General features: G+C 67.9%; 25 protein-coding genes. 6 read left to right on the top strand and 19 right to left on the bottom strand.

Going from position 1 to position 24,219, the window contains the following annotated elements:
* The first annotated feature begins 72 nt into the window (after positions 1-72).
* Both M3U25_RS11680 and M3U25_RS11685 read left to right on the top strand, forming a co-directional pair.
* Entirely contained in the window at positions 73-1,410 is a 1,338-nt protein-coding gene (locus tag M3U25_RS11680; protein WP_355501318.1) for a sigma-54 dependent transcriptional regulator, read from the top strand.
* Positions 1,407-2,762, top strand: coding sequence for a HAMP domain-containing sensor histidine kinase (locus tag M3U25_RS11685; protein ID WP_019797852.1), 1,356 nt, complete (start codon positions 1,407-1,409; stop codon positions 2,760-2,762). Before M3U25_RS11680 ends, M3U25_RS11685 begins: the two co-directional genes overlap by 4 nt.
* Positions 2,763-2,874: 112 nt before the next feature.
* On the opposite strand, the gene M3U25_RS11690 is transcribed toward M3U25_RS11685, so the two are convergent.
* Both M3U25_RS11690 and glmU read right to left on the bottom strand, forming a co-directional pair.
* Positions 2,875-3,396 (bottom strand): GNAT family N-acetyltransferase, encoded by a 522-nt coding sequence (locus M3U25_RS11690; RefSeq protein WP_355501313.1) that lies wholly within the window; start codon positions 3,394-3,396, stop codon positions 2,875-2,877.
* Between the two features lie 3 nt (positions 3,397-3,399).
* Complete coding sequence (gene glmU, locus M3U25_RS11695; protein WP_355501310.1) at positions 3,400-4,767, bottom strand: bifunctional UDP-N-acetylglucosamine diphosphorylase/glucosamine-1-phosphate N-acetyltransferase GlmU; 1,368 nt, start codon at positions 4,765-4,767, stop codon at positions 3,400-3,402.
* Between the two features lie 140 nt (positions 4,768-4,907).
* Between glmU and M3U25_RS11700 the strand changes: the two genes are divergently transcribed.
* Positions 4,908-5,291, top strand: a complete 384-nt coding sequence (locus M3U25_RS11700; protein ID WP_242159675.1) for a GtrA family protein — start codon at positions 4,908-4,910, stop codon at positions 5,289-5,291.
* 606 nt (positions 5,292-5,897) lie between these two features.
* Here M3U25_RS11700 and M3U25_RS11705 read toward each other — a convergent pair.
* The 11 genes from M3U25_RS11705 to M3U25_RS11755 all read right to left on the bottom strand — a co-directional run bounded on the left by M3U25_RS11705 (position 5,898) and on the right by M3U25_RS11755 (position 14,810).
* Complete coding sequence (locus M3U25_RS11705; RefSeq protein WP_242159674.1) at positions 5,898-6,476, bottom strand: chorismate mutase; 579 nt, start codon at positions 6,474-6,476, stop codon at positions 5,898-5,900.
* Positions 6,477-6,936: 460 nt separating this feature from the next.
* Complete coding sequence (locus M3U25_RS11710; protein WP_242159673.1) at positions 6,937-7,305, bottom strand: hypothetical protein; 369 nt, start codon at positions 7,303-7,305, stop codon at positions 6,937-6,939.
* A gap of 32 nt (positions 7,306-7,337) precedes the next feature.
* Positions 7,338-7,760 (bottom strand): F0F1 ATP synthase subunit epsilon, encoded by a 423-nt coding sequence (locus tag M3U25_RS11715; protein ID WP_019796279.1) that lies wholly within the window; start codon positions 7,758-7,760, stop codon positions 7,338-7,340.
* Positions 7,761-7,931: 171 nt separating this feature from the next.
* Complete coding sequence (gene atpD, locus M3U25_RS11720; RefSeq protein WP_017910295.1) at positions 7,932-9,338, bottom strand: F0F1 ATP synthase subunit beta; 1,407 nt, start codon at positions 9,336-9,338, stop codon at positions 7,932-7,934.
* Between the two features lie 119 nt (positions 9,339-9,457).
* Positions 9,458-10,321 carry a F0F1 ATP synthase subunit gamma gene (atpG, locus tag M3U25_RS11725; RefSeq protein ID WP_355501302.1) on the bottom strand — a complete coding sequence of 288 codons (864 nt, stop codon included), beginning with the start codon at positions 10,319-10,321 and terminating at the stop codon, positions 9,458-9,460.
* Between the two features lie 116 nt (positions 10,322-10,437).
* On the bottom strand, positions 10,438-11,985 hold the full coding sequence (atpA, locus tag M3U25_RS11730) for a F0F1 ATP synthase subunit alpha (RefSeq protein ID WP_026143773.1): 1,548 nt from the start codon (positions 11,983-11,985) through the stop codon (positions 10,438-10,440).
* Between the two features lie 147 nt (positions 11,986-12,132).
* Complete coding sequence (locus M3U25_RS11735; protein ID WP_017910292.1) at positions 12,133-12,660, bottom strand: F0F1 ATP synthase subunit delta; 528 nt, start codon at positions 12,658-12,660, stop codon at positions 12,133-12,135.
* A gap of 1 nt (position 12,661) precedes the next feature.
* Positions 12,662-13,132: a F0F1 ATP synthase subunit B gene (locus M3U25_RS11740; protein WP_017910291.1), complete on the bottom strand. Its 471-nt coding sequence runs from the start codon at positions 13,130-13,132 to the stop codon at positions 12,662-12,664.
* Positions 13,133-13,246: 114 nt separating this feature from the next.
* A complete protein-coding gene (gene atpE, locus M3U25_RS11745; protein ID WP_010340497.1) occupies positions 13,247-13,546 on the bottom strand; it encodes a F0F1 ATP synthase subunit C in 300 nt (99 codons plus the stop codon).
* 77 nt (positions 13,547-13,623) lie between these two features.
* Positions 13,624-14,418 carry a F0F1 ATP synthase subunit A gene (gene atpB / locus M3U25_RS11750; RefSeq protein ID WP_242159672.1) on the bottom strand — a complete coding sequence of 265 codons (795 nt, stop codon included), beginning with the start codon at positions 14,416-14,418 and terminating at the stop codon, positions 13,624-13,626.
* A gap of 26 nt (positions 14,419-14,444) precedes the next feature.
* Entirely contained in the window at positions 14,445-14,810 is a 366-nt protein-coding gene (locus tag M3U25_RS11755; RefSeq protein ID WP_026143249.1) for an ATP synthase subunit I, read from the bottom strand.
* A gap of 446 nt (positions 14,811-15,256) precedes the next feature.
* Here M3U25_RS11755 and M3U25_RS11760 point away from each other — a divergent pair, with 446 nt between their 5' ends.
* The gene (locus M3U25_RS11760) at positions 15,257-16,069 is read left to right on the top strand and encodes a hypothetical protein (protein ID WP_242159671.1); all 813 of its coding nucleotides are present in this window, start codon (positions 15,257-15,259) and stop codon (positions 16,067-16,069) included.
* A gap of 91 nt (positions 16,070-16,160) precedes the next feature.
* Here the strand turns inward: M3U25_RS11760 and M3U25_RS11765 are convergent, their stop codons facing one another.
* The 3 genes from M3U25_RS11765 to aceF all read right to left on the bottom strand — a co-directional run bounded on the left by M3U25_RS11765 (position 16,161) and on the right by aceF (position 20,195).
* Positions 16,161-16,436, bottom strand: a complete 276-nt coding sequence (locus tag M3U25_RS11765) for a hypothetical protein (protein WP_355501294.1) — start codon at positions 16,434-16,436, stop codon at positions 16,161-16,163.
* Positions 16,437-16,508: 72 nt separating this feature from the next.
* Positions 16,509-18,308, bottom strand: a complete 1,800-nt coding sequence (gene lpdA, locus M3U25_RS11770; RefSeq protein WP_152236502.1) for a dihydrolipoyl dehydrogenase — start codon at positions 18,306-18,308, stop codon at positions 16,509-16,511.
* A gap of 132 nt (positions 18,309-18,440) precedes the next feature.
* Positions 18,441-20,195, bottom strand: coding sequence for a dihydrolipoyllysine-residue acetyltransferase (aceF, locus tag M3U25_RS11775; protein WP_355501290.1), 1,755 nt, complete (start codon positions 20,193-20,195; stop codon positions 18,441-18,443).
* A gap of 210 nt (positions 20,196-20,405) precedes the next feature.
* Here aceF and M3U25_RS11780 point away from each other — a divergent pair, with 210 nt between their 5' ends.
* Positions 20,406-21,149 carry a hypothetical protein gene (locus M3U25_RS11780; protein WP_355501287.1) on the top strand — a complete coding sequence of 248 codons (744 nt, stop codon included), beginning with the start codon at positions 20,406-20,408 and terminating at the stop codon, positions 21,147-21,149.
* Positions 21,150-21,309: 160 nt separating this feature from the next.
* Here M3U25_RS11780 and M3U25_RS11785 read toward each other — a convergent pair whose 3' ends face one another.
* Entirely contained in the window at positions 21,310-21,849 is a 540-nt protein-coding gene (locus M3U25_RS11785) for a DNA-deoxyinosine glycosylase (protein ID WP_355501284.1), read from the bottom strand.
* A gap of 182 nt (positions 21,850-22,031) precedes the next feature.
* Between M3U25_RS11785 and M3U25_RS11790 the strand changes: the two genes are divergently transcribed.
* Positions 22,032-22,661 (top strand): OmpW family outer membrane protein, encoded by a 630-nt coding sequence (locus tag M3U25_RS11790; RefSeq protein ID WP_242159666.1) that lies wholly within the window; start codon positions 22,032-22,034, stop codon positions 22,659-22,661.
* A 122-nt stretch (positions 22,662-22,783) separates the two neighbouring features.
* On the opposite strand, the gene M3U25_RS11795 is transcribed toward M3U25_RS11790, so the two are convergent.
* The gene (locus M3U25_RS11795) at positions 22,784-23,347 is read right to left on the bottom strand and encodes a DUF1453 domain-containing protein (RefSeq protein WP_355501281.1); all 564 of its coding nucleotides are present in this window, start codon (positions 23,345-23,347) and stop codon (positions 22,784-22,786) included.
* A 13-nt stretch (positions 23,348-23,360) separates the two neighbouring features.
* The gene (locus M3U25_RS11800; RefSeq protein WP_242159664.1) at positions 23,361-24,164 is read right to left on the bottom strand and encodes a MetQ/NlpA family ABC transporter substrate-binding protein; all 804 of its coding nucleotides are present in this window, start codon (positions 24,162-24,164) and stop codon (positions 23,361-23,363) included.
* Positions 24,165-24,219: the final 55 nt, after the last annotated feature.

Consider the following 24,219-nt stretch of genomic DNA (forward strand, 5'->3'; position numbering starts at 1 on the left):
CGCGCGGACTGCGATGATGCCGCCTGGTCCGTTTTTCTTCGCCAGCGCGCCCGCCCGCGCCCAAGGTGCACGATGCCCTGCCTGCTGATCATCGACGACAACCCCGCAGTCGCCACCGCGCTGGAAGTGCTGTTCTCCCTGCACGACATCGATACCGTCTACGCCGACAGCCCGCAGGCCGGCCTGCAACGCCTGAGCGAGGGCGACATCGACCTGGTGCTGCAGGACATGAACTTCACCGCCGACACCACTTCCGGCGAGGAAGGCGTGGCCCTGTTCGATGCGATCCGCGCGCGCCACCCGGACCTGCCGGTGATCCTGCTGACCGCCTGGACCCAGCTCAGCAGCGCGGTGGAACTGGTCAAGGCCGGCGCCGCCGACTACCTGGCCAAGCCCTGGGACGACCGCAAGCTGCTGACCACGGTCAACAACCTGCTGGAACTGTCCGAGACCCGCCGCGAACTGGAGCGCCGCCGCGACGGCGAGCGCCGCCACCGCCAGCAACTGGCGCAGCGCTACGACCTGTGCGGCGCGGTGTTCGCCGACCCCGCCAGCGAGCGCGCGATCGCCCTGGCCTGCCAGGTCGCGCGCTCGGAGCTGCCGGTGCTGATCACCGGCCCCAACGGCAGCGGCAAGGAGAAGATCGCGCAGATCATCCAGGCCAACTCCTCGGTGCGGCGCGGCCCGTTCGTGGCGCTGAACTGCGGCGCGATCCCGGCCGAACTGATCGAGGCCGAGCTGTTCGGCGCCGAGGCCGGCGCCTACACCGGCGCCAACAAGGTGCGCGAGGGCAAGTTCGAGGCCGCCGACGGCGGCACCCTGTTCCTGGACGAGATCGGCAACCTGTCGCTGGCCGGGCAGATGAAGCTGCTGCGGGTGCTGGAAACCGGCCGCTTCGAGCGCCTGGGCTCCAACCGCGAGCGGCAGGTCAAGGTGCGGGTGATCAGCGCCACCAATGCCGACCTGACCGCGATGATCCGCGAGGGCACGTTCCGCGAGGACCTGTACTACCGGCTCAACGCGGTGGAACTGTCGCTGCCGGCGCTGGCCGAGCGCCCTGGCGACATCGTGCCGCTGGCCGAGCACTTCCTGTCCGGCGACAAGCCGCTGTCGGCCGGCGCCTGCCAGGCGCTGCAGCGCCACGCCTGGCCCGGCAACGTGCGCGAACTGCGCAACGTGGTGCAGCGCGCCGAACTGCTGGCCGGCGGCACACAGATCGAGGCCGCCGACCTCAACCTGCCGAAACCGGCCACGCCGCGCGTGACCGCAGCCGCCGAACCCGACCGCGAGCGCATCGTGGCGGAACTGGGCCGTGCGCACGGCGTCATCGCCCAGGCCGCCGCCGAACTGGGCATGAGCCGGCAGGCGCTGTACCGGCGCATGGACCGCTACGGCATCCCGCGCGAATGAAACTGCGCCGCTCCTTCACCGTCATGCTGTTCCTGCGCCTGCTGCCGGTGCTGGCGCTGGCCGCCGCCTTGCCGTGGTTGCTGGCCTACTGGATGGACCGCGGCTGGGAAGTGGTGACGGCCTCGGCGCTGGCCCTGCTGCTGTTGATGTGGTGGACCCTGCGCCGCGCCACCGCGCCGATGCGCTCGCTGTTCCGCGCCCTGGCCGGCACCGTCAGCAGCTACCGCGACGGCGAATACAACTTCGGCGTGCACTGGCGCGGCGACGACGAACTCGGCGAGATGGTCGCCGCGCATGCACAGTTGGGCGAGATCCTGCGCGAGCAGCGCCAGGGCCTGGCGCAGCGCGAACTGATGCTCGACACCATGGTGCAGAACACCCCGGTGGCGATGCTGCTCACCTCCAAGGGCGGCGACGGCCTGCGCCGCGTGGTGTTCTCCAACCTGGCCGCGCGCAAGCTGCTGCACAGCGGCTGGAAGCTGGAAGGACAGCGCCTGGACGACCTGCTGCTGGGCGTGCCGGCGCCGCTGCGCGAAGCGATCTCGCGCGGCGGCGACAGCCTGTTCGCCATCGAGGGCGGCGACGAGGATCCGGACGAGGAGCAGATCTACCACCTGTCGCAGCGCCGCTTCCATCTCAACGGCCGCCCGCACGAGCTGCTGCTGATCCGCCTGCTCACCGCCGAGTTGCGTCGCCAGGAAGTGCATACCTGGAAGAAGGTGATCCGGGTGATCAGCCACGAGCTCAACAACTCGCTGGCGCCGATCGCCTCGCTGGCGCACTCCGGTGCCGAGCTGGTGCGGCGGCAGAAGGTGGAACGGCTGGAAGAGGTGTTCGGCACCATCGAGGAACGCGCGCGGCACCTGGAAGGCTTCATCCGCGGCTACGCGCGCTTCGCCAAGCTGCCGCAGCCGCAGCTGCAGACCGTGCACTGGGCGCAGTTCCTGGCCGGGCTGCAGCAGCACATCCCGTTCGCGCTGGAACTGGAGGCGCCGGACCTGCACAGCCGCGTCGATCCGGCACAACTGCAGCAGGCCCTGCTCAACCTGGTCAAGAACGCGCACGAATCCCTGCCCGAGGGGCAGACACCGGCCGATGGCGTGCGGGTGCGCGTGTCCACCCGCCCGGACTGGCTGCGCCTGGAAGTGCTGGACCGCGGCAGCGGCATGAACGAAGCAGTGCTGCACAACGCCCTGATGCCGTTCTATTCGACCAAGCGCAACGGCACCGGCCTGGGCCTTGCCCTGACCCGCGAGATCGTCGAGGCCCACGGCGGCCGCCTGTCGCTGCACAACCGCGACGAAGGCGGATTGTGCGTGACCGTGCAACTGCCGCAGGGGGAGCGCGGCTGATTTTTTGGGGCCGGGATTGGGGATTGGGGATTGGGGATTGGGGATGGAAGACCCGGCTCCCTAGGAATGCAGCGGTTGCGGCGAGCTGAGAAGCGGCGAGCCGGCGCGAAGCTCAGGGCGACGACAACGGACAACGCATCGCCACTCGCAGGTGCATCGGGAAGCCGAGCGCGGCTTCCTGTTGCCAGGTGGCGAGCAACTGCGGCCCCCATTGCCCAGGCGGCAGCTCGGCGAAGCCTTCGCTGGCGTAGAACAGGGCATTCCACGGCACATCGCGCAAGGTCGTGAGCAGCATGCACGGGAAGCCGGCCTCCATCGCGGCCGCGCGCGCATGCCGCAGCAGCGCACGACCAAGGCCACGGCGGCCTGCAACGGGGTCCACATCCATCTGCTGCACATGGAAGCCGTCGTCCAGCCGCCCGCCGAGCAGATAACCGGCGCAACGACCGTCTTCGTCCAGCGCCACCCACAGCTGCCCGCGTGCAAGCCCGGCGCGCAACGCCTGCGCATCCAGCGTGTGTGCCGCGAACACGGCCTGTGCCGCATGGCCCTGCAACAGGGCGCCGGCGCGCCGCTCGATCTCCAGCAACCGCGCCAGCTCCTGCTCGCGCGCCAACCGAATGCGTCCGGCCATGCCTCAGTCGCGTTTGCCCGGGCGCTTCCAGCCCTCGACCGTTTCCTGGCGGACCCGCGCCACGCTCAGCTTGCCGGCCGGCGCGCTGCGGGTGATCACCGAGCCGGCGCCGATGGTCGCGCCCTCCCCGATCTCCAGCGGCGCCACCAGCGCGCTGTTGGAGCCGACGAACACGCCATCGCCGATCGACGTCTGCGACTTGTTCACGCCGTCGTAGTTGCAGGTGATGACGCCGGCGCCGATGTTGACGCCGCTGCCGATCGTGGCATCGCCCAGGTAGGTCAGGTGATTGGCCTTGCTGCCGACGCCGAGCACCGCCTTCTTGGTCTCGACGAAGTTGCCGATGTGCACGCCGTCGGCCAGCACCGTGCCCGGGCGCAGCCGCGCGAATGGCCCGATCTGCACCGCGCCCTCGGTCACCACGCCTTCCAGGTCGCAATGCGCGCGCACCTCCGTCCCCGGTCCCAGCACCACGTCCTTCAGGCGCACGAACGGGCCGATACTGACGCCGTCGCCCAGTTCCACCTCGCCTTCCAGGATCACGTTGGCGTCGATGCACACGTCGTGGCCGGCGCGCACCCGGCCGCGCTGGTCCAGGCGGTTCGGGTCGATCAGTTGCACGCCCTGTTCGCACAGCGCACGCGCCGCCCGCAGTTGCCAGGCGCGTTCCAGTTGCACCAGTTGCCAGGGATCGTTTGCGCCCTCGGCCTCGATCGGATCGGCCACCAGCACCATCTCCGCCGGCGTGAACTCGGCGGCGGCGGCGGCGAACACGTCGGTCAGGTAGTACTCGCCCTGCGCATTGTCGTTGCGCAGCTGCGCCAACCAACGCTTCAGCGCGGTGGACTCGGCGGTGACGATGCCGGTGTTGATGGTGCGGATGCGCCGCTGCTCGTCGTCGGCGTCCTTCTGCTCGACGATCGCCGCGACCTTGCCGGCGGCATCGCGCACGATGCGGCCGTAGCCGGTGGGATCCTCCGGCTCGGCGACCAGCACCGCCAAGCGCCCCGGCGCATGCAGCAGGCGGATCAGGGTGTCGGCGCGGATCAGCGGCACGTCGCCGTACAGCACCAGCACCGTGGCCGCGTCGGGCACGGCCGCCATCGCCTGCTGCACCGCATGGCCGGTGCCCAGCTGTTGCGCCTGCTCGGCCCACAGCAGGTCCGGCTGGTCGGCGAAGGCCGCCAGCACCGCCTCGCCGCCGTGGCCATGGACGATGTGGATCGCATCGGGCTGCAGGTGGCGCGCGGTCTCGATCACATGCGCCAGCATCGGCCGGCCGGCGATCGGCTGCAGCACCTTGGGCTTGACCGACTTCATCCGCTTGCCCGCGCCGGCGGCGAGGATCACGACGTGCAGGGGCAGGCTCATGGGGCGGTTCCGTTGCGGGTGGACGACGAATTCTAGAGCGTGCCGGCCGCGCTTGCCGTCACGACCGCCGCACGCACGGCGGGCTGTACATCGGCGCGGCAAGCGCTAGCATGCGCGATCGTCTTCTCCTGCGGATGTTCATGGGTCTCCTGCGCCAGGGCAGCCAGTTCCTGCTGATCGGCCTGCTGCAATTGCTGGTCGACTGGAGCGTGTTCGTCGCCGCCACCGCGGCCGGCATGCCCGCCGTGCCGGGCAACGTGCTGGGCCGCGTCTGCGGCGCCCTGCTCGGGTTCTGGCTCAACGGCCGCATCACCTTCGCCAACGGCGACGATGCGCGCCTGGGCTGGCGCCGCTTCGGCCGCTTCATGGCCATGTGGCTCGTGCTCACCGCGCTCAGCACCTGGCTGGTGGCGTTGTGCGCCCACGCGCTGGGCCTGCGCCTGGCCTGGCTGGCCAAACCGCTGGTCGAAGGCATGCTGGCGGTGGTGTCGTTCTTCCTGGGCCGGCAGCTGGTCTACCGCTAGCGCTGGCGAGCGCGGCAGGCGGAAAGAGGTCTCCGATCGACGCGCTCCTCGCGGACGACTTCGGGGCGGAAGCCCCTCCCACGATAGGCCCAGCGGATGTCAGAAGCATCCGTGTGGGAGCGACTTCAGGCGCGACGAGCAAAGAACGGGCAAAGGCCGACGTCGAAAGCTTCTGGACTGAACACTCCTCTCGCAGAAGACCAACCACACACAGCAATGCTCCCATGGGAGCGGCTTCAGGGCGCCTCCCTCCACCTTTTCCGCCAATAACCATTGGTGCACCGTAGGAGCGGCTTCAGCCGCGACAGGGCGTTACAGGTAGAGCATGTCGCGGCTGAAGCCGCTCCTACGAGCGTGCCTTCTATCGCTACGGGAGCTGCCTTCAGCCGAGAAGAACCAAGACCGGGCAATGATCAGCGTCGATGGCTGTCGGGGCTGAAGCCCCTCCCACACAGGCCCAGCGGATGCCAGGAGCATCCCTGTGGGAGCGACTTCAGTCGCGACGCGTGGAGCGCGGACGACAGACCCACATCAGGAGCGCGGAGAGCCAAAGCAACTCCGCCGCTCCGACGCAGGCCAGACGTCGCCGGCCAGGCTCTCCGCGACTCAGTGGCAGAAATCGCCCAGGCTGCGCACCAGTGCGGTGCGGTGCAGTTGGTCCAGCTGCCAGCGCAGCGCATAGGCCTCGGCCGCGCGCGCGGTCGTGGCCGGGCAGTCTGGCGCCTGGCGCACCGCGGCACTGGCCTGCAGCGCATCCAGCATCTCGCCCTGCAACTGATCCAGGCGCGCACGCAGCGCGGTCAGGTCCGGGCGCGGGCTGTTGGGCGCGCGGCCGCGCAGGTGCCACCGCGACAGCAGTTCGTACTGCACCAGCTTGTTGGATTCGATCTGCATGCCGAAGAAGCGCGCCGCATCGTCCGGATCCACGCCGTGGGCCGGCGCCTGCTCGCGCACGCTGGCCAGCACCGCGGCCTCGCGCGTGGCATCCAGCACCGGCTTGCCGCTGTCCCACTTGCTCAGCGCGACCTGGTCGCCGATCGCATTGCGCTCGACGATGCGGTCCAGCAGCGGCTCCAGCGGGGTGGCGCTGCGCGCGGGCAAGGCGCATCCCATCAACATGGCACCGGCCAGCATGGCGGTCAGCGCATGGACGCAGGGACGAGGAACGGAAGCGGACAGGCTCATCTCGATTCTCCGGTAACCGTCTGCGGATGGGGGATGGACCGCAGATCGGGCCGCCATCTTGCCGCAGTCCACGGACCGGACGATGACCACACTCGCGTCTTGTCGCATTGGCGGCACTGCCGAGTCAGCGACCAGCAAGCCAGCGCCGTGCGCTGCGTCGCAGTGCGCGGCGGCGGCGCGACGAGCGTCAAAGAATGCGCATAAGCGCAGCGTGTCCATAAAACGCTTGGCCGACAGGTCGCAGAACAAGGGCGAGCCGTCGAACTCCCGGGCGAAAGCAGTCAGCGCGGCACGGCACCATGGCTGAGCGGCTGCATGGAACGCGACGACGCCCGCAAACGCCGATGCGTCCGCCGCACTTGTCGAACAATCGCTCTTGCGCGTGCCACTGCCTGCGTGACCTGCAGCAGGCCGCCTGCACGCCATCGGTGCCGGCCGGGGCAAAGCGGATAGGCTTGGCCTACTGAAGGACCCGCCGGCTCGTCTCGAACGCAGCCAATGTGTCGCCGTGGAACGTGAAGTTCAGTTGCAGCGTCACCGGATGGCCAGCCGTGCCGCCCTTGGCGGTCGGATCGACGCCATTGCATTCGGTGACGGGCGGGGTGAGCGAGGAACTGAAACACTCGAGCACGACACCATGGCGCGACGCGAGCGCCTCCACCGCCGTCTTTGCGGTTCCGACCGGGGCTTCTGCACTGGCGGTCTTCTGCCAGAAGTCGTCACGCTCCTGCAGATTGCCGCGACTGAACATGCCATCGAACAGCCCGGTGCTGCGCAGCAGCAGCACGCCGACCAGGACGATAACGAGATAGGCGATCGCCTTGCCCACAGCTGCCCCCTGGTCTACCGGCGCGCGCCGTGTCAGTGCTTGAGGTTCTTGCGCAGGCGCTCCAGCGCCTGCAACTGCGCGGTGACTTCGGCCAGCTTGGCCTGCGCCTCGGCCACGTCCATGCCTTCGCCGCGGTTGGCGAGCAGGCGCTCGGCTTCTTCCTTGGCCTTGCGCACCGACGCCTCGTCGATGTCCTGCGCGCGGATCGCGGTATCGGCCAGGATCGTCACCACCTGCGGCTGCACCTCGAGGATGCCGCCGGAAATGGCGAAATCCAGCTGCTCGCCGCTCGGGGTGGTCACCACCACCTTGCCGGGCTTGAGCCGGGTGATCAGCGGCGCGTGCTTGGGCGCGATGCCCAGCTCGCCCAGTTCGCCGGTCGCGACCACCAGGGTGGCGTCGCCGTGGTAGATCTCATGCTCGGCGCTGACGATGTCGCAACGGATGGTGCTCATGGTGCCTCACTGGGTGAGGCGGGATTCGGGATTCGGGAATCGGGAATGGTGAGAAGCAGATTGCCACTGACCATTTGCGCGATGCCTCGGATGCCGCGTGTCCCGCCTTGACGATTCTCTATTCCCGATTCCCCATTCCCGGATGCCGGCCGCATGCGGCCGGCGTCCAGATCAGGCCTTCTCGGCCATCTTCTTGGCCTTCTCGACCGCTTCCTCGATGCCGCCGACCATGTAGAAGGCCTGCTCCGGCAGGTGGTCGTATTCACCGTCGACGATGGCCTTGAAGCCGCGGATGGTGTCCTTCAGCGACACGTACTTGCCCGGCGAGCCGGTGAACACTTCGGCCACGTGGAACGGCTGGCTGAAGAAGCGCTCGATCTTGCGCGCGCGCGACACGGCCTGCTTGTCCTCTTCGGACAGTTCGTCCATGCCCAGGATCGCGATGATGTCCTTCAGTTCCTTGTACTTCTGCAAGGTGGACTGCACGCGGCGGGCGGTGTCGTAGTGCTCGTGGCCGATCACGTTCGGGTCCAGCTGGCGGCTGGTCGAGTCGAGCGGGTCCACCGCCGGGTAGATACCCAGCGAGGCGATGTTACGCGACAGCACGACGGTGGCGTCGAGGTGGGCGAAGGTGGTCGCCGGCGACGGGTCGGTCAGGTCGTCCGCGGGCACGTACACGGCCTGGATCGAGGTGATCGAGCCGGACTTGGTCGAGGTGATGCGCTCCTGCAGCACGCCCATTTCCTCGGCCAGGGTCGGCTGGTAGCCCACCGCCGACGGCATGCGGCCCAGCAGCGCCGATACTTCGGTGCCGGCCAGGGTGTAGCGGTAGATGTTGTCGACGAACAGCAGCACGTCCTTGCCCTTGCCCGAGGCGTCCTTCTCGTCGCGGAAGTACTCGGCCATGGTCAGGCCGGTCAGCGCGACGCGCAGGCGGTTGCCCGGCGGCTCGTTCATCTGGCCGTACACCATCGCCACCTTGTCCAGGACGTTGGAGTCCTTCATCTCGTGGTAGAAGTCGTTGCCCTCGCGGGTACGCTCGCCCACGCCGGCGAACACGGACAGACCCGAGTGCGCCTTGGCGATGTTGTTGATCAGTTCCATCATGTTGACGGTCTTGCCGACGCCAGCGCCGCCGAACAGGCCGACCTTGCCGCCCTTGGCGAACGGGCACATCAGGTCGATGACCTTGATGCCGGTCTCCAGCAGCTCGGTGGCCGAGGACTGGTCTTCGTAGGTCGGCGCCGCGCGGTGGATTTCCCAATGGTCGGTGGCCTGCACGTCGCCGGCCTCGTCGATCGGGCGGCCCAGCACGTCCATGATGCGGCCCAGCGTGCCGGCGCCGACCGGCACCGAGATCGCACGGCCGGTGTTGGTGGCGACCAGGTTGCGCTTGAGGCCGTCGGTGGAGCCGAGGGCGATCGTGCGCACGACGCCGTCGCCCAACTGCTGCTGCACTTCCAGCGTGATGGCGGTGCCGTCGACCTTCAGTGCGTCGTACACCTTCGGCACATCGGCACGCGCGAATTCGACGTCGACGACCGCGCCGATGATCTGAACGATCTTGCCCTGACTCATTTGGATAACTCCACTAATGTCTGTTCGAAACTGGTGTCGGGAATGGGGAACGGGGAATCGGGAATGGGAAGATCGAGCGATGTTGCGACCATTCCCGTTTCTCCATTCCCTATTCCCGGCTACACAGCGGCCGCGCCGCCGACGATTTCGGAAATTTCCTGGGTGATCGCGGCCTGGCGCGCCTTGTTGTAGACCAACTGCAAGGTGCTGATCAGCTTGCTGGCGTTGTCGCTGGCCGCCTTCATCGCAACCATGCGCGCCGCATGCTCGGAGGCCACATTCTCCAGTACCGCCTGGTACACCAGCGACTCGATGTAGCGCGTCATCACGTGCTCGAGCACGCTCGCGGCATCGGGTTCGTACAGGTAGTCCCAGTCGTGGTGCGCGACCTGGCCCTCGGCCGCCGGCAGCGGCAGCAGCTGGTCGAAGCTGGCCTTCTGCGTCATCGTGTTGACGAAGCGGTTGTAGACCAGGTACACGCGGTCCAGCTTGCCTTCGGTGAACGCATCCAGCATCACCTTGATCACGCCGATCAACTGCTCCACGCGCGGCTGGTCGCCCAGGTGGCTGACGCTGCCGACCATGTCCACCTTGAGCCGGCGGAAGAACACCGAGGCCTTCTGGCCGATGGTGACCACGTCCACGCCCGCGCCCTGGTCCTGCCACTGGCGCACTTCGCCCAGCATCTTGCGGAACAGGTTGTTGTTCAGGCCACCGGCCAGGCCGCGATCGGAGGAGATCACGATGTAGCCGACGCGCTTGACCGACTCGCGCTGCACCAGGAACGGATGGGTGTAGTCGGTGCTGGCCTGCGCCAGATGCCCGATCACCTGCTTCATCGCCTGCGCGTACGGACGCGAGGTCTTCATCCGATCCTGCGCCTTGCGGATCTTGGAGGCCGAGACCATCTCGAGCGCGCGCGTCACCTTGCGGGTGTTCTGCACGCTCTTGATCTTGGATTTGATTTCGCGTCCGCCTGCCATGCTCTCGCTCGCTTTGCTCGCTTCGTGGGAATGGGGAATGGAGAATCGGAAATGGGCAAGCCCGGATCCCGCTCCTACGATTCCCTATTCTCTATTCCCGATTCCCTGCAACTGATTTACCAGCTACCCGTGGTCTTGAACTCGCCGATGCCCTTCTTGAACGCGGCCTCGATGTCGCCGTTCCAGTCACCGGTGTCGTTGACCTTGGCGATCAGCTCGCCCTGGGTGTTGGCGAAGTGGGCGTGCAGGCCCTCTTCGAACGCCAGCAGCTTGTTGACCGGCACGTCGTCGAGGTAGCCCTCGTTGACCGCATAGATCGACAGCGCCTGGTTGGCGATGGACATCGGCATGTACTGCTTCTGCTTCATCAGCTCGGTGACGCGCTGACCGCGCTCGAGCTGCTTGCGGGTGGCTTCGTCCAGGTCCGAGGCGAACTGCGCGAACGCCGCCAGCTCGCGGTACTGCGCCAGCGAGATGCGGATGCCGCCGGAGAGCTTCTTGATGATCTTGGTCTGCGCGGCGCCGCCGACGCGCGACACCGAGATACCGGCGTTCACCGCCGGGCGGATGCCGGCGTTGAACAGGTCGGTTTCCAGGAAGATCTGGCCGTCGGTGATCGAGATCACGTTGGTCGGCACGAACGCGGAGACGTCGCCGGCCTGGGTCTCGATGATCGGCAGCGCGGTCAGCGAACCGGTCTTGCCCTTGACCTCGCCCTTGGTGAACTGCTCCACGTACTCCTCGGACACGCGCGCAGCGCGCTCCAGCAGGCGGCTGTGCAGGTAGAACACGTCGCCCGGGTAGGCTTCGCGGCCCGGCGGGCGCTTCAGCAGCAGCGAGATCTGGCGGTAGGCCACGGCCTGCTTGGACAGATCGTCGTACACGATCAGCGCGTCTTCGCCGCGGTCCATGAAGTACTCGCCCATGGTGCAGCCGGCGTAGGCGCTGATGTACTGCATCGCCGCCGATTCGGAGGCGGTCGCGGCGACCACGATGGTGTGCGCCAGCGCGCCGTTCTCTTCCAGCTTGCGCACGATGTTGGCGACGGTCGAGGCCTTCTGCCCGATCGCCACGTACACGCACTTGATGCCGGTGTTCTTCTGGTTGATCACCGCGTCGATGGCCAGCGCGGTCTTACCGGTCTGGCGGTCGCCGATGACCAGCTCGCGCTGGCCGCGGCCGATCGGGATCATCGCGTCGACCGACTTGTAGCCGGTCTGCACCGGCTGGTCGACCGACTTGCGCCAGATCACGCCCGGCGCCACGCGCTCCACCGGCGCGGTCTGGCTGGTGCCCAGCGGGCCCTTGCCGTCGATCGGCTCGCCCAGCGCGTTGACCACGCGGCCCAGCAGTTCCTTGCCGACCGGCACTTCGAGGATGCGGCCGGTGGTCTTGGCCACGTCGCCTTCGCGCAGGTTCTCGTAGTCGCCGAGCACCACGGCGCCGACCGAGTCGCGCTCCAGGTTCAGCGCCAGGGCGTAGGTGTCGTTCGGCAGTTCGATCATTTCGCCCTGCATCACGTCGGCCAGGCCGAAGATGCGCACGATGCCGTCGGACACGCTGGTGACCGTACCTTCGTTGCGCGACTCCGCGGCCAGCTTGACCTGCTCGATGCGGTTCTTGATCAGTTCGCTGATTTCGGAGGGGTTGAGCGTGGTTGCCATCTTGGTTTCCTTCGGATCGTCCATCGCGCAAGGGCGGATGGCGACGTGTGGTTAGCTTCTTTGAGAATCGGGAATGGGGAATCGGGAATCGCGGGTGGCGTCGCCGCCGGGCCGGGTTCTCTCCTCTCTATTCGCCATTCCCGTTTCTTAGTGGGCCAGTGCGGACTGCAGACGCGAGAGCTTGCCTTTCAACGAACCGTCGATGACCACGTCGCCGGCGTCGATCACCGCGCCGCCGATCAGCGAAGCGTCCACCGCCGTGGTGATCTCGACCTCGCGGCCGAAGCGCTGCTTCAGCGCCACCTTCAGCGAGGCCACCTCGGCATCGCTCAGCGCCGTCGCGGAGGTCACGTTGGCCTGCACCACGCGCTCGGCCTCGGCCCGCAGCTGGTCGTACAGACCGGCGATCTCCGGCAGCAGCGGCAGCCGCTGGCCTTCGGCCAGCAGGCTCAGGAAGCGCTGGTACTGCTCGTCGGCCGCTTCCGGCGCCAGCAGCGACACTGCCTGCTCCCGCTGCAGCAGCGGGTTGTGCAGCAACGCGGCCACGCGCGGGTCGGCCGCGACCTGGGCGGAGAACGCCAGCGCCTGCGACCAGGGCGCGAGCTTGCCGGCGTCGCTGGCCGCGGCGAACGCGGCGCGAGCGTAGGGGCGCGCCAGTGTGAGGGCCTGGCTCATCTCAGATCTCCGCCGCCAGCTCGTCGAGCAGCGCCTTGTGGGCGTTGGCGTCGATTTCGCGCTTGAGCAGCTTCTCGGCGCCGCTCACCGCCAGCAGCGACACCTGGCGACGCAGGTCCTCACGCGCGCGGTTGGCCGCGGCGTCGATCTCGGCCTGGGCCAGTTCCTTCTGCCGGTTGGCTTCGACGATCGCCTCGTGCTTGGCCGCCTCGACGATCTGGTTGGCGCGCGCATGCGCTTGGTCGATGATCTCGTTGGCCTTGATGCGGGCGTCCTTCAACGCTTCGTTGACCTTTTCCTGCGCCTGCGCCAGATCCTTCTGGCTGCGATCGGCAGCGGCCAGGCCTTCGGCGATCTTCTGTTGGCGCTCTTCGATGGCCTGCATCAGCGGCGGCCAGATCTTGGTCGCGACGATCCAGATCAGACCGGCGAACGCCAGCGCCTGGGCAAAGAGGGTGAGACCGATATTCATGGGGTACGCTCAGCCAATGGTGACGGGGTGGACGCGCCGCCAGCACGGCGACGCGTCCGAACCTTCATCCGTAGCGGCGGCCGCCTGCGGCGACCGCACGCCGGTACGACGGGATCAACCGCCCTGCGGCAGACGCGCGACGAACTCGCCGATCATCGGGTTGGCGAACGCGAACAGCAGGCCGACCGCGACGCTGATGATGAACGCGGCGTCGATCAGGCCGGCGGTGATGAACATGCGGACCTGCAGCACCGGGATCAGTTCCGGCTGGCGCGCGGCCGATTCCAGGAACTTGCCGGCCATGATGGCCAGACCGAGGCCGGCGCCCAGCGCGGCCAGGCCGATCATGATGCCGACGGCGAGGACGGTGGAGCTCTGGACTTGGGCGAGGTTGGTCAGGACGGCGAAGTACATGGTTTTCTCCAGGAACAAAGTTGCTTGAGGATGGTGAATCGAACGAAGGGTTGCTTAGAACGCGTGAAACAGAAACGTCAGTGGCTGTCTTCCGCCAGGCTCAGGTACACGATGGACAGCATCATGAAAATGAACGCCTGCAGCGGAATCACCAGCAGGTGGAACAGCATCCAGCCGAAGCCGAACGCGCCGCCGGCCAGCGCACCGAGGATGCCGGCACCGCCCAGCACCCAGATCAGCAGGAACACGATCTCGCCGCCGAACATGTTGCCGAACAGTCGCATCGCCAGCGACACCGGCTTGCTCAGCCATTCGACGATATTGAGGATCAGGTTGAACGGCAGCATCCACTTGCCGAACGGCGCGGTGAGGAATTCCTTGGTCATCCCGCCCACGCCCTTGGAGCGCAGCGAGAAGAACAGCATCAGGAAGAACACGCTGATCGACATGCCGAGGGTGGCATTGACGTCGGCGGTGGGCACCGGCTTCCAGTAGTGCACGCCGGCCCAGCTCAGCGGGATCGCGAGGAAGTCCGCCGGGATCATCTTGATGAGGTTCATCAACAGGATCCAGAAGAACAGGGTGATCGCGATCGGGGTCACCAGCTTGCTGGTGCCGTGGTAGGTGTCCTTGGCCTGGCGGTCGACGAACTCCAGCATGATTTCCACGAACGCCTGCCACTTGCCGGGCACGCCGGCGGTGGCCTTGCGCGTGGCCAGCCAGAAGCCGAACACCATCAGCAGGCCCATCAGCAGCGACATCACCAGCGTGTCGACGTGCAATTGCCAGAACCCGCCTTCCTGCACCTGGAAGGTGAGGTTGTGCAGATGGTGCTGGATGTAGGAGGTAGGGGTTTCTGCCTCGCCCGCCATGAGTCCTGAGCCTTTTCTTGATTCGATCAACGCCTGGCCAGAGCCAGAACCTGGAACATCAGCCCGACGGCGATACCCGCCAACAGGGCCAGAGGAGGCAACCGCCACCAGGCAAAGCCCAGCGCCAGCACCGCGAACACCAACACCCACTTCAGCACCATGGCCACGATCAACCGCGCCAGCGCCGAGCCTGCCGCCTGCACGCCGCCATTGAGCGCGGTGCGTGCGGCCAGCCATCCCCCTGCCACGGTCGCCAGCCCGGTTGCGGCGGCGCCCATCGCGTACTTCGGTCCCAGCAGCAGGAACAGCAGGGACACCACGGCCACCGCCACCAGCGGGTAAATCGCTGCGCGCAGCATCAGCCGCCGACCCGCATCAACGGAGTTCAGCACAGAAAATCCTGCAATTGGTGGTGGATTGAGGACGTCTTCGCGTCCGTCGAGCCGCGGAATTATAGCAATGGGACAATTTGCGAGACAACCGCCAAGGGTCCTGACGGCGTCCGCAGGCCCGTCCGCTCGTAGACGATAGCACGGCGGCCGTCCGCCACCGGCACCGAATGCGGCGTCGCAGCACGTCTTTGCGGGGGAACTTTCTGTCCACTGCCCTGTCTGATCGGACAGGGACTGCGCCCATCCTCGTCGGCCCACAGCGCAGACCCGCCGAGCCCCGGTCCTTGCCGGGGCTCTTTTGTTGCGCGTTCTGGGACGCGTGTGCCGGGTCGGGCCACCATACTTTCACGAATGGTGGACGCAGATTTAAGGATAGTGACGCCACGCGCTGGCATTGCCATCGACGCCCTATCCAAAAAATCCCAAGACGACGGAGCTTGTCCCCCATGAAACACCTGCTTGCCCTGGCGCTGCCGTGCGCGCTCGCCGCCGCTTATGCCCTGCCCGCCCACGCCGAAGACGGCGATGACCGTTTCACCCTGCGTGTGGGCGCGATGAACGTCGACAACGAGAACACCCTGCGCGGCAATGCCGTGATCAACGGCAATGCCATTTCCGGCTCGCAGGACTTCAACTTCGGCGGCAAGGAATGGGAGCCGCGCGTGGACGGCGTGTTCCGCCTCAGCACCCGCCAGCGCCTGATCTTCGACTACTTCAAGTTCGACAAGGACCGCCGCGAGGAACTGGGCGAGGACGTCAGCCTGGGCGGCGTGACCGTGCCGTCGGGCAGCTTCGTCAAGGGCGAACTGAAGTACCAGGTTGCGAGCCTAGTGTACGACTACTCGGTGATCGACAACCCGCAGTTCAGCATGGGCCTGCAGATCGGTGCCGAGTGGGCCAAGGTGGAGTCCAATGCCTACGCCGACCTGGGTCCGGTCTACACCGGCACCTTCCTGGACGAGAGCGAAGACGGCGCCGCGCCGGTGGTCGGCCTGCGCTTCACCGCACACCCGAGCGAGCACTGGCTGTTCAACATCCAGGGCCAGTACCTCAACACCAAGTGGGGCGATTTCGGCGACTACGACGGCGACCTGAGCCGCGCCAACGCCATCGTCGAGTACCGCTTCACCCGCAACTTCGGCATCTTCGCCGGCTACGACTGGTTCAAGCTGGACGTGGACCGCAAGCGCGACAACGCCAGCGTCGGCCTGAAGCAGGAGTTCAAGGGCCCGGTCGCGGGCGTGACCTTCGCGTTCTGATCGACGATCCACGCGCGTTACAAGCGAAAGGCCCGCCATGTGCGGGCCTTTTGCGTTTCTGCTGGCGTGCCATGTTGCCGACGCAGCGGACTCAGGGCGGCTTGGTCGCACCGGCCACCAGCAGGTGCCGGTGCGTCGTGCAGTAGCACTCGTCGTGCCAGCCGTAGTGCGGGTCGGTGCAGATCGCATGCTGCACCGACGCCGGCAGCGACGCCACGTCGCTGCGCAAGTCGCGCTTCAGCGACACGAAGACCGAGCCGGGATGCGGCCAGTCGGTCCGCCGCGGCGGCTCGGCGATGCGGTTGCCGCCGGCGAGTTCGCGCTGCAGCAGCGCCTGCAGTTCCGGACATAGCGTGCCCTGCCCCACCTCGACCTCCCCCTGCGTCGGTCCACCATGGCCGCGACCGCACCGCGCGCGGCGGCGCGGTCGCTCAGGACATCACTTCTTCTTGGGGATGTAGAGATCGGTGATGGTGCCGTCGTAGACCTCGGCGCTCATGCCCACCGACTCGCTCAGGGTCGGATGCGCGTGGATGGTGTGGCCGATGTCCTCGGCCTCGGCACCCATCTCGATCGCCAGGCCGATCTCGGCCAGCAGGTCGCCGGCGTGCACGCCGACGATCGCGCCGCCGATGATGCGGTGCGTCTCCTCGTCGAAGATCAGCTTGGTGAAGCCCTCGGTGCGGCCGATGCCGATGGCGCGGCCACTGGCCGCCCACGGGAACTTGGCCACGCCGACCTTCAGCCCCTTGGCCTTGGCCTCGGTTTCGGTGACGCCGACCCAGGCGATCTCCGGGTTGGTGTAGGCCACCGACGGGATCACTCGCGCCACCCACTCCTTCTTCTCGCCGGCAGCCACTTCCGCGGCCAGCTTGCCCTCGTGGGTGGCCTTGTGCGCCAGCATCGGGTTACCGACGATGTCGCCGATGGCGAAGATATGCGGCACGTTGGTGCGCATCTGCCGGTCGACCGGAATGAAGCCGCGCTCGGTGACGTTGATGCCGGCCTTGTCGGCGCCGATCTTCTTGCCGTTGGGCGCGCGGCCCACCGCGACCAGCACGCGGTCGTAGGTGGTGGCGGCCAGCGCCGGGGTCTCGCCCGCGGTGGCGGCCTCGAAGGTCACGGTGATGCCCTTCTTGTCGGCCTTGACCTCGGCCGCCTTGGTCTTGAGATGGACCTCCACGCCCTGCTTCTTCAAGCGGTCGGCCAGCGGCTTGACCAGGTCCTTGTCGGCGCCCGGCATCAACTGGTCCATGAACTCGACCACGGTGACCTTGCTGCCCAGCGCGCTGTACACGGTGGCCATTTCCAGGCCGATGATGCCGCCGCCGACCACCAGCAGGGTCTTGGGGATCTCCTGCAGTTCCAGCGCGTCGGTGGAGTCCATCACCCGCTTGTCGTCCCACGGGAAGTTCGGCAGCTTCACCGCCTGCGACCCGGCGGCGACGATGCAGTGCTCGAAGCGCAGCAGCTGGGTCTTGCCGTCGGCACCGACGATTTCCAACTCGTTCGGCGACACGAACGACGCCACACCGGTGACGGTGCGCACCTTGCGCTGCTTGGCCATGCTGGCCAGGCCGCCGGTGAGCTTGCCGACCACCTTCTCCTTGTACTCGCGCAGCTTGTCCAGGGTGATCTTGGGCTTGCCGAAGTCCACGCCGAAGTCGCCGGCATGGGCGACCTCGTCGATCACCGCGGCCGCGTGCAGCAGCGCCTTGGACGGAATGCAGCCGACGTTGAGGCAGACGCCGCCGAGGCTGGCGTAGCGCTCGATCAGCACCGTATCCAGGCCCAGGTCGGCGGCGCGGAACGCGGCGGTGTAGCCGCCGGGACCCGCACCGAGCACCACCATCTTGCATTCGATGTCGGCGGGCTTGCCGCTGGCCAGCGCCGGCTTGGGCGCCGGCGGCTCGGCCGGGGCGCGGTGCGACGGCGCCACCGGCGGCTTGCTGGCGGGCACCTCGGCCGGGGCCGCGGCGGGCGCGCCTGCGGCGGCGCCATCGGCGGTCTCCAGCAGCGCGATCACCGCACCCTCGGACAGGGTGTCGCCGAGCTTGACCTTCAGTTCCTTGATCACGCCGGCGGCCGCGGACGGCACTTCCAGCGTGGCCTTGTCCGACTCCAGCGTCACCAGGCCCTGATCCTTCTTCACCGTGTCGCCGACGGCGACCAGCACCTCGATGACCGGAACGTCGCTGTAGTCGCCGATATCCGGGACCTTGACCTCAATGACCGCCATGCAGCTTCTCCTGTGACCCCTCGCCGCGGCGAGAGGCATTTGCAGTTCGTCGGCGCGACCGCGCAAACAGGCGGCGCGCGCAGGTGGGGGAAAACCGGCGCCGCGACGGACGCGGCGCCGTGACGACAGGGCTTACAGCAGCACGCGACGCATGTCCGCCAGCACCTGGCTCAGGTAGGTGGTGAAACGCGCCGCGGCAGCGCCGTCGATGACCCGGTGGTCGTAGCTCAGCGACAGCGGCAGCATCAGCTTCGGGGCGAATTCCTTGCCGTTCCAGACCGGCTGGATCGAGGACTTGGACACGCCCAGGATCGCCACTTCCGGCGCATTGACGATCGGGGTGAAGGCGGTGCCGCCGATGCCGCCGAGCGAGCTGATCGAGAAGCAGCCGCCGCTCATGTCGGCCGGGCCGAGCTTGCCGTCGCGCGCCTTCTTGGCCAGTTCGCCGCTCTCGCGCGCCAGTTCGACCACGCCCTTCTTGTCCACGTCGCGGATCACTGGCACGACCAGCCCGTTCGGGGTGTCGGCGGCGAAGCCGATGTGGAAGTACTTCTTCAGGGTCAGGTTCTCGCCGCTGGCGTCGAGCGAGGCGTTGAACTCGGGGAACTGCTTCAGTGCCGCGGCGCTGGCCTTGAGCAGGAAGGCGAGCATGGTCAGCTTGATGCCGGCCTTCTCGTTCTCCTTGTTCAGCGCCACGCGCAGGGCTTCCAGGTCGGTGATGTCGGCCTGCTCGAACTGGGTGACGTGCGGGATCATCGCCCAGTTGCGCGCCAGGTTGGCGCCGGAGATCTTCTTGATCCGCGACAGCGGCTTGACCTCGACCTCGCCGAACTTGGCGAAGTCCACCTTCGGCCACGGCAGCAGGTTCAGGCCGTTGCCGCCCGCGGCAGGCGCGGCCCCGGTAGCGGCCGGCGCGGCGCCGGACAGCGCCGCCTTGACGTAGCGCTGCACGTCGTCCTTGGTGATGCGGCCGCCCTGCTCCGAGCCGCTGACCTGGAACAGGTCCACGCCGAGTTCGCGGGCGAACACGCGCACCGCCGGGCTGGCGTAGGGCACCTTCTGCGGCAGCACGCTGTCGGCGTCGAACGCCACCGGCGGGCTGCTCTGGGTGGCGGACGGCGCGGCCGCCTTGGCCGGCGCCGTGGCCTGGACCTGGGCGATCTCGCGCTGGGCCAGCTTGTCCGGCGCGGACGAGGCCGGCACCGGCTCCACGCCGCCGCCGGTCTCGGCGCTGGGCTGGACCGCGGACGCGGACGGCGCGTCGGCATCGCTGCCGGCCACTTCGATCAGCGCCACCACCTTGCCCTCGGACAGGCTGTCGCCGACCTTGACCTTGAGTTCCTTGACCACGCCGGCCACCGACGAGGGCACTTCCATCGTCGCCTTGTCCGACTCCAGGGTGACCAGGCCCTGGTCCTTCTTGACCGTGTCGCCGACCGCGACCAGCACCTCGATCACCGGCACGTCGCTGTAGTCGCCGATGTCCGGCACCCGCGCCTCGACCACGCCGGCGGGCGCGGCAGCGGCCGGGGCCGGCTTGACCGCATTCTGCGCGGGCGCGGCGGCCGGGGCGGCGGCCTGCTGGGCCGGCGCGGGCGTGGCCTTGGCGGCCGCAGGCGCGGCGGGTGCGGCACCGGCACCGCCCTCGGCCACTTCGATCAGCGCCACCACCTTGCCCTCGGACAGGCTGTCGCCGACCTTGACCTTGATCTCCTTGACCACGCCGGCGAACGGCGACGGCACTTCCATCGTCGCCTTGTCCGATTCCAGGGTGACCAGGCTCTGGTCCTTCTTCACCGTGTCGCCGACGGCCACCAGCACTTCGATTACCGGGACGTCGCTGTAGTCACCGATATCGGGGACAAGTGCTTCCTTGATTTCGGCCATGCGGGCAACTCCGGCAACTAATGAGGGGGAAACCCCTATTGTGGCGGCCCGCAGCCGCAGCGCCAACCTTTGCCGGGCAAAAAAGCCCGATCGCCTGCACCCGGCACCGCTGCCGGCGGACAGTACGCCTGCGCATGTTGCGCACCAGCGCCGGTGCGCCGCCTTCACGGCACCGCAGCTAGGCTCGCCGCAGATTTCCGGAGGGCAGGCATGCGGATCCTGGTGTTGTTGATGGCGTTGGCGATGCCGCTGGTCGCCTGGTTCGGGCAACGTGGCGCATTCGGCCCCACCAATGGCGCCATTTCCGACCGCTACCCGACCCTGATCGTCGCCGCCGGCTACGCCTTCGCAATCTGGGGCGTGATCTTCCTGCTCGACCTGGCCTTCGGCCTGTGGCAGTGCAGCGCGCGGCGCCGCCGCGGCAGCGCGCTGGCGCAGGTGCGGGCACCGGCGGCGCTGGGCTTCGCGCTGACCGCGGCGTGGATGCCGGTGTTCTCCCAGCAGCACTTCCTGCTGGCGCTGGCGGTGATCTGGACCGCGCTGGCGGCGATGCTGCTGGCCGCGCTGCGGCTGTCGCGCGATCCGGCGGCCGAACCCGGCCAGACCCTGTGGGCCTGGCTGCCACTGTCGCTGCACGCCGGCTGGCTGTCGCTGGCCGCATTCTTGAACACCGCGCAGGTGATCGTGGCCTACCGCTGGCTGCCGACCGAGCGGATGCTGCCATGGAGCCTGGTGCTGTTCGGGCTGGCGGCGGCGCTGCTGCTGGCCATGAACCGGGCGATGCGCGGCAATCTCGCCTATGCGGCGGCGGCGCTGTGGGCGCTGGCGGCGGTCTACGTCAAACAGGCCGAGAGCACGCTGGCCGGTGCGCAGACCGCGGCGTGGGTGGCCTTGCTGCTCGCCGCCGTGCTGGCGCTGCAGACGCTGTGGCTGCGCCTGCGCGCGCGGCGCTGATCCATCGGCGCGACGTCAGCGCAGTGCCAATCATCTGTTGTTGCCACACAGCGCGCCGTCTCGCGTAGGAGCGGCTTCAGCCGCGACAGCGCGTTGTCGAGACAGCGCCTCGTCGCGGCTGAAGCCGCCCCTACACAGGTGCCGCCTGTGGGGGCGCCCTTCAATCACCGACCATCGGCGCGCGCAGCCATTGCTGCAGCGGTGACCACGCCTGCAGCAGGCGCGGCCAGGCGAAGGCGGCATTGGCCGGGCTGCTGGATGGCAGCGACAACAGCACCAGCGGCGGATCGCGCAGCGGCAACTGCGGCTGCACGAAGCGCGCGAACGCCTGCGCCGCCGCCGCGCCGTTGCAGGCGATGGCGCGCAGCTGCGGCAACTGCGCGATGCGTTCGGGCAAGGCGTTGGGCACTTCGCTGCCGCGCACGATCGCCGCGTCCAGGCTGCCGCGGCGCCGGCACTGGCCGATCACGTCCCACAGGCCCACGCCGGCCGCATGCAGCGCCTGCACCCGCGCTGCAGCGTCCAGCGCCGGATCGAAGTCGCACAACGCCGCCATCAGTGGCCAGAACCGGTTGCGCGGATGCGCGTAGTAGCGCGCCTGCTGCAACGACGCCACGCCGGGCATGGAGCCGAGCACCAGCACCCGACAATCGTCGCGTATCTGCGCGGGCAGGCCCTGCAACAGCGGCTGCGTCGTCACATCGCGCGCATCAGGATGAACGGCCAAAAGTCTTAAAACCTCGTTATTTCAAGCCTCAGGCGCGGGTGCCTGAACGTCGCCTGCATTCGTCCGGCGAGGGTCGGCGACGATTCATCTTCTCATCGATACGGTGTGCGCGCCCACTCCCGTGGCCCCACAAGAAAAAGATGAGGAGATACCCCATGCGGTCCATTCAGATCCTGAGCCTGGCTGTCGTGTCCGCCCTTGCGTTTGCGCCCGCCGCATTCGCACAGGATGCCGATACCGCTTCCGGCAAGCACTTCTCCGTCGTCGGCAGCGCGACCCTGCTCGACCCGCATTCCAAGCCGGCCGCCGGCCTCGACGTCGATGGCGGCCCGGCGCCGACCATCAGCGCCAGCTGGCTGATCGACGACAACTGGGCGGTCGAACTGTGGGGCGCTGCCGACAAGTTCAACCACCGCGTCAAGGCCGATGGCATCGGCAAGGTCGGCACCGTCGAGCAGCAGCCGATCGCGCTGAGCGGCCAGTACCACTTCGGCCAGGCGGACAACGTGTTCCGTCCGTTCGTCGGCGTCGGTTACTACGAGTCCAACTTCAGCAACGAGAAGCTCGCCGGCCTCAACGCCGACCAGCACGTCAGCCTGGACACCGCCAAGGGCGCCATCGGCACCGTCGGCGTGGACATGAACATCAACTCCACCTGGTTTGCCCGTGCCGATGCGCGTTACATGCACTCGCGTCCGGAGCTGAAGGTGGCCGGCGAAGGCACCGGCGAAGACCTGAAGCTGGATCCGTGGCTGTTCAGCTTCGGCGTCGGCGCGCGCTTCTAAGCGTTCCGTCTCCAGTCGTAATGCAAACGGGCCCGCAAGGGCCCGTTTGTTTTTGTGCATGCGCTGGATCAAACGCGCGCCAGCGGAAACGGCATGGCGTGTGCCCGCAGGCGCGGCCGCTTTCAGCGCGGCGAGCGATCGAAACCGCGGTAGCGGGTGTAGCGGCGCAGGCGACGCCGCAACAGCCAGGCGTAGGCGCAGGCATAGCCGAGCAACAAGGCTGCGGCCGCCAGCAGGCTCGCATGACTCATCCAGCCCTCGGTCGGCCACGCGGCGCCATCGACCAGGCTACGCCAGCCCTGCCACACCCCGGCACCGATGCGGATCGCCACCAACGCGGTCATGCCCAGCACCAACCACAGGTTCGGCGTGTAATGCAGGCCGTGGGGCAGCGGTTCGAAGCGGGTGGCGACGCTGCCGAGCGCCCCCAGCAGCACGCCGATGCCCCAGCCCGCCAACGCGTACGTGGCAGCGTCCGGCCACCAGTGCCCGGCGATCGCCGCGAACACCAGTAACATCACGCTGGACAGCAGCGCCGACCACAGTTGCACCGCGACCAGCCAGCCGCGCGCCTGGCGTCGCGCCGTGCCCATGCGGAATCGCTGCAGCAGCGACAGCGGCAACAGCACCGCGGTCACCGCCAGGGCAATCACGATCGCCAGCGGAATGGCCAGCAGCAACGGCATGCGCGTGGGCCGATCAGAACGCCGGCAGTACCGCGCCCTGGTACTTGCGCTGGATGAAGGCCTTCACTTCCGGGCTGGTCAGCGCCTTGGCCAGCTTCTGCACGCGCGGATCGTCCTTGTTGTCGGGACGCGCGACCAGGAAGTTCACGTAGGGCGAATCCTTGCTCTCGATCGCCAGCGCGTCGCGGGTCGGATTGAGCCCGGCATCGAGCGCGTAGTTGGTGTTGATCAGCGCCAGGTCGACCTGGTCCAGCACCCGCGGCAGCATCGCCGAATCCAGCTCGCGGAACTTCAGCTGCTTGGGATTGGCGACGATGTCGCGCTGCGTGGACAGCGCGTTGCTCGGATCCTTGAGCTTGATGACCCCGGCCTTGTCCAGCAGGATCAGCGCGCGGCTGTTGTTGCTGGGATCGTTGGGGATCACCACGTCGGCGCCCTGCGGCAGCGCGTCCAGCGACGTGTAGCGGCGCGAATAGGCGCCGAACGGCTCGATGTGCACGCCGACCACGGTGACCAGGTTGCTCTTGCGGTCGCGGTTGTAGGCCTGCAGGTAGGGCTCGGTCTGGAAGTAGTTCACGTCGATCTGCTTCTGCACCACCTGGTCGTTGGGCTGCACGTAGTCGTTGAACACGCGCACGTCCAGGGTCACGCCCTGCTGCTCCAGCATCGGCTTGACCACCTCCAGGATCTCGGCGTGCGGCACCGCGGTGGCGGCGACGCTGAGGTGGTCGCTGGCGGCACCGGCATCGGGCTTGCCGCAGCCGCCGAGGACGAGCACGGCGCTGGCGAGCAGGAGGCGGAACGGGAATCGGGTCATGGCAGGTATCCGGGAAACGTGGGGAAGGAGAAGGGCAGCGGCCAGGTCTGTCAGC

It is taken from the genome of Xanthomonas sp. PPL134 (assembly GCF_040595915.1).
Lineage (GTDB): Bacteria > Pseudomonadota > Gammaproteobacteria > Xanthomonadales > Xanthomonadaceae > Xanthomonas_A > Xanthomonas_A indica.